We start from the raw sequence: 7793 nt of genomic DNA, 5'->3' as shown, positions 1-7793 counted from the left end.
CCGGTGCGGCCCCCCCAGGGCCCGGCGCACCAGGCGGCCCGGGCCGGGGCGGCGAGCGGGAGTGCGGCGGGCAGCGGACGGGCGGTGCTCGCGCGGTCCGTGGCGCGGCAGTTCGGGCAGCCGTCCAGTCCGGCGAAGCGGTGACGGTCGACCCCCGCCTGCGCCGCCCGGGCCAGCGGGCGGCGCGCGGGGTGGGCGCCGGGGGCGATCGCCGGCGGCAGGACCACCTCGGCCACCAGACCGCGCTGGGCGATCACCCGGCGCAGTGAGGAGATCAGGTCGTCGTCGCCCACGAACGCCGGGGCGCTGGTCGGCTGCCCGTCCGTCCGGCGGTAGCGGAGGGCCACCGGCTCCACCGGTGCGCCGGCGCCGATCGCGGCCTGGAAGAGGGCCGGCCGGAAGCGGCCGCCGCCGCGCCCGCACCAGGTACTGCCCTCCGGGAAGACCACCACCCGTTCGCCCCGGCGCAGCGCCGCGGCCACCTGGTCGACCGTGCCCGGCAGCGCGCGCAGCCGGTCGCGGTCGATGAAGAGGGTGCCGCCCCAGGCGGCCAGCGGCCCCACGGCCGGCCACGCCCGGACCTCGGTCTTGGCCAGCATCCGGCCCGGGCAGACCGCGGCGACCAGCAGGATGTCCAGCCACGACACGTGGTTGACCACCAGCAGCGCCGGACCGCCGGAGCGCAGGGCGGTGGTGCGCAGGGCCGTGGACCGCAGCCGGACGCCGAGCGAGGCGACCAGCAGGCGGGCCCAGGCCCGGACCAGCAGGCGCGCCACCCGGCGGCTGCGGCTGCGCACCAGCGGAGCCAGCGTGATGCCGGCGACCAGCACGCCGGCGCAGACCACCGTGCGCAGCAGGCGACGGGCGAGGCCCACCACCGGGTCCGGCGGGGGCACGCAGGCCTCGGGCGTGCAGGGCGCGGTCGGCAGCCAGCCGCTCATCGGCCCGGCCCGCGGCGCCGGCCCGACCCGGTGCCCGACCGGTCGCCGACCCCGCGCCCGGCGACGGCGCCGGTGCCCGCCGGGCGCCCGCTCACGCCCCGACCCCGGACAGGAAGTGGCGCAGGTAGCGCGGGTCCGTCCGCTGCAGCGAGAGCAGCACGAACAGGTCCGCCACGCCGAAGTCGGCGTCGTACGCGGGCGGCCCGGCGACCCAGGCGCCGAGCCGCAGGTACCCGCGCAGCAGCGGCGGCACCGGGGTCCGGTCGGGGGCCGTGACACCGGTGGGGTCCCAGGGGCGGTGCGGCGTCACCCGGTACTCCTCGGGAGCCAGGTGGCGCGCCGCCACGGTGTTCCAGACCCCCGCCGCGGTGGCCCCGCCGTCGGCCAGCGGGACCGAGCAGCAGCCCGCGATCCAGGTGTTGCCGCCCTCGGTCAGGTAGCGGGCGATGCCGCCCCACATCAGGTTGATGACCGAGCCGTCGCCGCGGTGGTCGGGGTGGATGCAGGAGCGGCCGACCTCGACCAGGTCCCCGCGCAGGTCGGCGATGCGCGTCAGGTCGAACTCGGAGTCGGAGTAGAGCCGGCCCGCCCGTCGGGCCTGGGCCGGGCGGAGCAGGCGGTAGGTGCCCACCACCGTGCCGCTCTCCTGCTCGCGGATCAGCAGGTGGTCGCAGTAGTCGTCCAGCGGGTCGACGTCCAGGCCGGGCACCGGGGTGTCGAGCACCGCGCCCATCTCCTCGGCGAACACCCGGTGGCGCAGCCGCTGGGCGGCGGCGACGTCCGCGCTGTCGGTGGCGAAGGCGAGGCGGTAGCGCGGCAGCGGGCTCACCGGGAGCGGGCCCGGCTGCTGCGGTGCGGTCGGCGGGAGGGAGGCCGGCCGCGCCGCGACGGGCCGCGGCGTGGTCGGCTGGGCGGGGACGGGCGCGGTGCGGATCGAAGCAACGGTCATGGCGAACTCTCCGTGGAGGTCAGGGCGCAGGCTCGGTCCGGTGGTCGTCGGGCGCATGCTGTGTCGCTGCTGTATGTGTGGCCGAGCCGGCTGGCGGTGAAGTGACCAGCCGACGGAGTTGAGATGTGCACCCGCTGAATGGCTGTCCGGTACCGCAACCGGCCGCCTGCTGGTCACGCGGTGGTCGAGGAGGCTTCGCCTCCCGGCCATGACGCCCTGTCACCGTTCCCGGCATGCCGTTCTGGGGCGTGGCCGCCGACCCTCGCCAATGCCGAAAACTGGGGCTGGTGGGTTCGGCGACACTCGCGACGGGTGGCCTGGCCTCCGGCGCGCTGCCGGTCGGGCCGCCGCGCGCCCACGCCGACCTCGGCCTCTTCCTGGCCTGCTTCGGCATGGTCCTGCTGGTCGCGGCCTGGCTCCAGCTGGGCCAGGCGATCCGGTCCGGGCGGGCACCGAGCCCGCGCTGGCTGCTGCACACCCTGGGGTGGTGGGCCGCGCCGCTGGTGCTGGGGCCGCCGCTGTTCAGCCGGGACGTCTACAGCTACCTCGCGCAGGGCGCGCTGGTGGACGGCGGCATCGACGTCTACACGCACGGCCCCGCCGCGCTGGGCGGGCCGCTGGCGCTGCAGGTGCCCGGCGTCTGGCAGCAGACCCCGGCGCCCTACGGTCCGGTCTTCCTGGCCCTGTCGGGCATCACCGAGCGCCTGGTGGGCACGGGGGTGCACGCGGGCGTGCTCGGCCTGCGGCTGGTGGCGCTGGTCGGGATCGGCCTGCTGGCGGTGCTGCTGCCCCGGCTGGCCCGGGTCTGCGGGGCCGATCCCGCGGCCGCGCTCTGGCTCGGCGCGCTCAACCCGCTGCTGCTCTTCCACCTGGTGGCCGGTGCGCACAACGACGCCGTGCTGCTGGCCCTGCTGGTGGCCGGTCTGGTCGCGGCGCGCCGCCGGCACCCGGCCTGGGCGGCCGTCCTGGTCACGCTGGCGGCGCTGGTGAAGGCGCCGGCGGCGCTGGGGCTGCCGGTGGTCGTGCTGCTCTGGTACGACCAGCTGACCGGCCGTCACCGGCTGGTACGGGCGGCGCTGGCCACCGGCGCGGTGGCACTGCTGACCACGGTGACGGTGACGGCGGTGATCGGGACCGGCTACGGCTGGATCAGCGCGCTCACCGTCCCCGTCTCGGCCGAGAGTTGGTCGCTGACCAGCGCGATCGGCCGGGCCACCGCCGCCGTCCTGGAGCCCTACCGGCCCGCCCTCGCGCAGTCGGCCGTCACCGCCTGGCGCTGGCTGGGCCTGGCGGCCGCCGCGACCTCGGTGGCCTACCTGGCCGCCCGGGTCCGGCGCCGGGAGCTGGGCGTGGTCTACGCGTTGGGGCTGGGCCTGGCCGCGGTGGTCGCGTTCGGGCCGGCGATCCGGCCCTGGTACGCGCTGTGGGGCGTGGTCCTGATAGCCGCCGCCGCGCCCGACGGACGGGTGCGCCGCTGGGCGCCGGCGGTCAGCGGACTGCTCGCCGTGGCCGTCGTCCCGGACGGTTTCACGCCGAACCGCGAGGAGTTGGTGATCGCCCTGGCGGGTGGCGCCATCGCGTTGGCGCTACTGTGCTGCCTTCGGCTGGGAACGGGACGCTGGCCGGGACGCCTCGTCCCGGGGCGGCCGGTTCCCGGCACGGCGGCCGCCGGGCCGACGTCATCCGATCAAGTAGCCGATAGTGCGGAGCATTTGTGGTGACCCCTCGCAGTACCCTCGGCCGAGCGCTGATCCTGCTCGGTCTGGTCGTGGCGACCGCGGTGTTCCTCGCCGTGATACCCGGCCACCGCGGCTGGTTCGACGTGGGTGTCTACTACGAGACCGTCCAGCACTGGGCGCACGGTGGGCAGATCTACGAGTACCGGCGCCCCGGCACGATGTACGGCTTCACGTATCCGCCGTTCGCGGCGCTCTGCATGCTGCCGCTGACGCTGGTCGGCTGGCACACCGCCATCGCGATCGACGTGGCGGTCAGCACGCTGGCGAGCGCCGCCCTGCTGTACTGGCTCTTCGACCCGATCGCGCGCCGGCAGGGCTGGAACCGCTGGTTCTCGTTCGGGATCGCGGCCTGCCTGTTCGCGATCCTCAACCCGGTGCGCGACACGGTGAGCTTCGGCCAGATCAACCTGCTGCTGATGGGCCTGGTCTTCGCCGACTTCCGCCAACTCACGCACGGGCGCGGCCGGTTCGCGGGCATCGGGATCGGGCTGGCGGCGGCGCTCAAGCTCACCCCGCTGATCTTCATCGGTTACCTGGCGATCACCCGCCGGCGCAGCGCGCTGACGGCGACGGTGACCGCGCTGGTGGCCACCGCCGTGGGCCACCTGGCGGCGCCGCAGGCGTCCCGGTTCTTCTGGACCGACGCGCTCTGGGACACCCACCGGGTGGGCGCGCTGGCCTACGTCTCCAACCAGTCGCTGCAGGGCATGGTCGCCCGCTTCGCGCCGTCCGCGCCGAGCCGGATCGCCTGGGTCGCGGGCGTGCTGGTCGTGCTCGGGGTCTGGGCGGTCCGGGCCTACCGGGCCGCGCGCCGCGGCGACCAGCGGACCGGGTTCGCCCTGACCGGTCTGGCCTCCTGCCTGGTCAGTCCGATCACCTGGGTGCACCACCTGGTCTGGACGCTGCCCGCGCTGCTGCTGCTCGCGGACGCCGGGCTGCGTTCGACCGACCGGGCCCGGCGCCGGCGGCTGCTGACGGCGGCGGGTGCCGCCTACGTGGTGCTGACCAGCGGGGTGGTCTGGCTGTGGCCGGGCGAGACCGGTGGTCAGCACGGTCTGAGCGGGTTCTTCGGCAGCAACGCCTACCTGCTGATCAGCCTGGCCCTGCTCTTCGGCCTGCCGGCCGGCGACCGGGTGACCGAGCCGGCCCCGACGCCCCCGCTCCCGCCGGCGGCGGACGCCGCGCTCCCCGCACAGCTCCCCAGCCCCGCCTCGGTGGGCTCCGGCTGACCGCCACCCGCCCCGGCCGTCGCCTCGACCCGACCCGACCCGACCCGACCCGCTGCCCGCCCGCGCACCGCGCGTGGCGGGCAGCGGTGTTCGTGCGTCGGGCGCGCCCGGCCCCCGGGCGTCAACATAATGCGCCAACAGTCAACACGGATCACGCGCGGGGTCTAGTGGCATGTCGCATGTGCAATTACACTGCGGCAGACGACAACCCATCGGACAGGCCCCGATACGGGCCGTGGTGGCGCCGCTGCTGCGCCACCACGCACCTGTGCGGTTCTGTTCGGTTCGCGCCGCCCCCACGGCATCACCCCCACCTCCAGCGGAGTCGCCGCCATGCCTTCAGTTCCGAGACGCCCGAGAAGTCCGAGAAGTCCGAGAAGACCGCACCGCCGCCTGCCGAGCGTCCTGCTGACGCTGGCGCTGGCCGCCCCCGGGCTCACCGCCGTCGCCGGGGCCGGCGCCCTGGTGGCGGCGACGCCGGCCGTGGCGCTCGACAACGGCACCGCCCTCACCCCGCCGATGGGCTGGAACTCCTGGAACTCGCTGGGGACCGGCGTCACCGAGCAGCAGGTCAAGCAGACCATCGACTTCATGTCGGCGAACGGCCTGGTCGCGGCCGGCTACAACACGGTCACCATCGACGACGGCTGGTCGCTCTCGCACCGCAGCGGCCAGAGCGGCGACCTGGTGAAGAACGCCTACAACGCGATGCAGCTCTACGACGACAACGGCAACCCGGTCCTGGGCGCCGACGGCACCGGCAACGACCCGACCACGGGCCACCTGGTCCCGAACGCCTCCTACCCGTCCCAGACGGTCAACGGCCAGAGCGTGAACGGCATCCAGTACCTGGCGTGGTACGCCCACAGCAAGGGCATGAAGTTCGGCCTCTACGGCACCGACACGTACACCACCTGCCAGGGCCACCCCGGCAGCCTGGGCCACGAGGCCACCGACGCCACCGACTTCGTCTCCTGGGGCGTGGACTACGTCAAGTACGACGACTGCCCCTACGGCCCGCAGGTCATCGGCCCCGACGGGCACAATTACTACACGCAGGGTGAGGGCAAGGAGCTCACCCAGTCGATGTACGCCCGGGTGCAGACCTTCCAGCGGGCGCTGGACGCGGCCTCCGCGGCCCAGGGCCGCCCGCGGGTGACGCTGAGCGTCTCCGCCCAGCCGGTGCACACCGGCGTGCCGTACCTGCTGAACGCGAACGACCCGGCGCGCACCGACCCGGTGATCCTGGCCGCCGGCACCCCGGCGTTCCAGGCCCCCGGCTACGCGCCCACGGCCACCTGGTGCGGGCAGGTCGCCAACCTCTGCCGGATCGGCGGCGACCGCGACAGCGAGCTCAGCGGCGTCCTGTACGGCCAGCAGTTGCAGACCGCCCTGCAGTCCTCGGCCAACGTGCGCCCGGGCAGCTGGAACGACATGGACATGATGTTCACCGGCTGGAACGACCCCTACGGCGTGTACGGCGTCACCGACAACAACATCAGCTCCAAGTCGTTCACCGACGACGAGTCGCGCACCGAGATGTCGATCCTGTCGATGATGGCCTCCCCGCTGATCTCCGGGGCCGACCTGCGCAGCGCCGCCGACAGCCAGCACAGCTGGAACGGCGTCAACTGGAGCACCGGCATCAACGCGAACAGCCTGGCCGTGTACAAGAACCGCGACGTCATCGCGGTCGACCAGGACGCCCTGGCCAAGCCCGCCACCCTGGTCGGCGGCGCCCCCGCCTCGCAGACCGCGCCCGTGGTGCTCAAGCGCCAACTGGCGGGCGGTGACACCGCCGTGCTGCTGGTCAACCAGGACCCGGGCAACTGGGCGATGATCTCCACCAGCCTCGGCGCGCTGGGCCTGACCGCCCCCGGCTACAGCTACAAGGAGCTGTGGACCGGCGCCACCGGCCAGTTCACCGGCACCGTCGGCGGCAACTGGGTCGCCGCGCACTCGGTCGCGATGTACCGGCTGACCCCGCTGCCCACCACCGTGCCCGCGACCGTCGTCGGTGACGGCAACTACCACAGCATCAGCGCCGGCGGCACCGGCGGCCAGGTGCTGGAGGTCTCGGGCACCTGCAGCTCCCCGGTCGGGGTGGTCGCGGACATCAACACCTGGTGGCCCACCCACACCTCCGAGCAGTGGACCTTCGCCACCAACCCCGACGGCACGGTGCGGATCAGCGACAACTGCAACACCGGCACCCAGGTCTCCACCGTGCTGGCGGCGGGTACCGCCGCCGGCAACAGCGCCTACCTGCTCACCTACTCCCCGGGCAACCCCTGGCAGGAGTGGCGGGTGGTGCAGAACAGTTCGACCGGCGCGCTGACCATCAGCAACGTCGCCACCGGCCTGGTGCTCGACACCTCCGGTACGGCGGCGGGCACCGCGACGGTCACCAACGCGGCCAACGCGGCCGCGCCGGGCCAGGCCTGGAGCGTGCTGTCCTGACCACCGTCCCGACCTGACCGACCGCCACGCGACCGGGCGGTGGTCGCGGCCCACCACCGCGACCGCCGCCCGCCGCCCGTGCCGGGCCACACCGGCCACCGCGCGCCGGGCTGCACCGGTCACCGCGCGCCGCGGCGCCGGCTCCCCGGCGCGCCCGGCCCCGGCGGGTAGCGTGGCGGGCATGCGAATCGTCATCGCCGGTGGGCACGGTCAGATCGCGCTGCAGCTCGAACGGCTGCTGGCGGCACGCGGGGAACAGCCGGTCGGCCTGATCCGGCGGGCCGAGCAGGCGGCGGACCTGCGCGAGCACGGGGCCGAGTCGGCGGTCATCGACCTGGAGTCCGCGGCGCCGGCCGAGGTGACCGAGATCCTGGACGGCGCCGACGCGGTGGTCTTCGCCGCCGGGGCCGGCGCGGGCAGCGGGGCCGCGCGCAAGGACACCCTGGGGGGGGCGGCGGGGGCGCTGCTGGGGGCG

At 74.9% G+C, this 7793-nt stretch carries 6 protein-coding genes; 4 read left to right on the top strand and 2 right to left on the bottom strand.

Annotated features, from left to right (window positions below):
• Together ABD323_RS38060 and ABD323_RS38055 are read right to left on the bottom strand one after the other, a co-directional pair.
• Window positions 1–941 (bottom strand): lysophospholipid acyltransferase family protein (locus ABD323_RS38060; protein ID WP_344446680.1); only part of this gene is annotated, 941 nt, incomplete at its 3' end.
• Window positions 942–1032: 91 nt separating this feature from the next.
• Complete coding sequence (locus ABD323_RS38055) at window positions 1033–1890, bottom strand: GNAT family N-acetyltransferase (RefSeq protein ID WP_344446679.1); 858 nt, start codon at window positions 1888–1890, stop codon at window positions 1033–1035.
• Between the two features lie 233 nt (window positions 1891–2123).
• On the opposite strand from ABD323_RS38055, the gene mptB reads away from it, so the two are divergent.
• From mptB to ABD323_RS38035, 4 genes are all read left to right on the top strand, one after another.
• Entirely contained in the window at window positions 2124–3611 is a 1488-nt protein-coding gene (gene mptB, locus ABD323_RS38050) for a polyprenol phosphomannose-dependent alpha 1,6 mannosyltransferase MptB (protein WP_344446678.1), read from the top strand.
• Window positions 3608–4858 (top strand): glycosyltransferase family 87 protein, encoded by a 1251-nt coding sequence (locus tag ABD323_RS38045; protein WP_344446677.1) that lies wholly within the window; start codon window positions 3608–3610, stop codon window positions 4856–4858. Before mptB ends, ABD323_RS38045 begins: the two co-directional genes overlap by 4 nt.
• Before the next feature lie 333 nt (window positions 4859–5191).
• Window positions 5192–7318 carry an alpha-galactosidase gene (locus tag ABD323_RS38040; protein ID WP_344446676.1) on the top strand — a complete coding sequence of 709 codons (2127 nt, stop codon included), beginning with the start codon at window positions 5192–5194 and terminating at the stop codon, window positions 7316–7318.
• Between the two features lie 181 nt (window positions 7319–7499).
• The coding region (locus ABD323_RS38035; protein ID WP_344446675.1) for an NAD(P)H-binding protein at window positions 7500–7793 on the top strand (294 nt) is incomplete at its 3' end.

The sequence above is a fragment of the Kitasatospora nipponensis genome, assembly GCF_039528135.1.
Classification (GTDB): Bacteria; Actinomycetota; Actinomycetes; order Streptomycetales; family Streptomycetaceae; genus Kitasatospora; species Kitasatospora nipponensis.
This window is presented reverse-complemented; position numbering and strand designations above follow the sequence as displayed.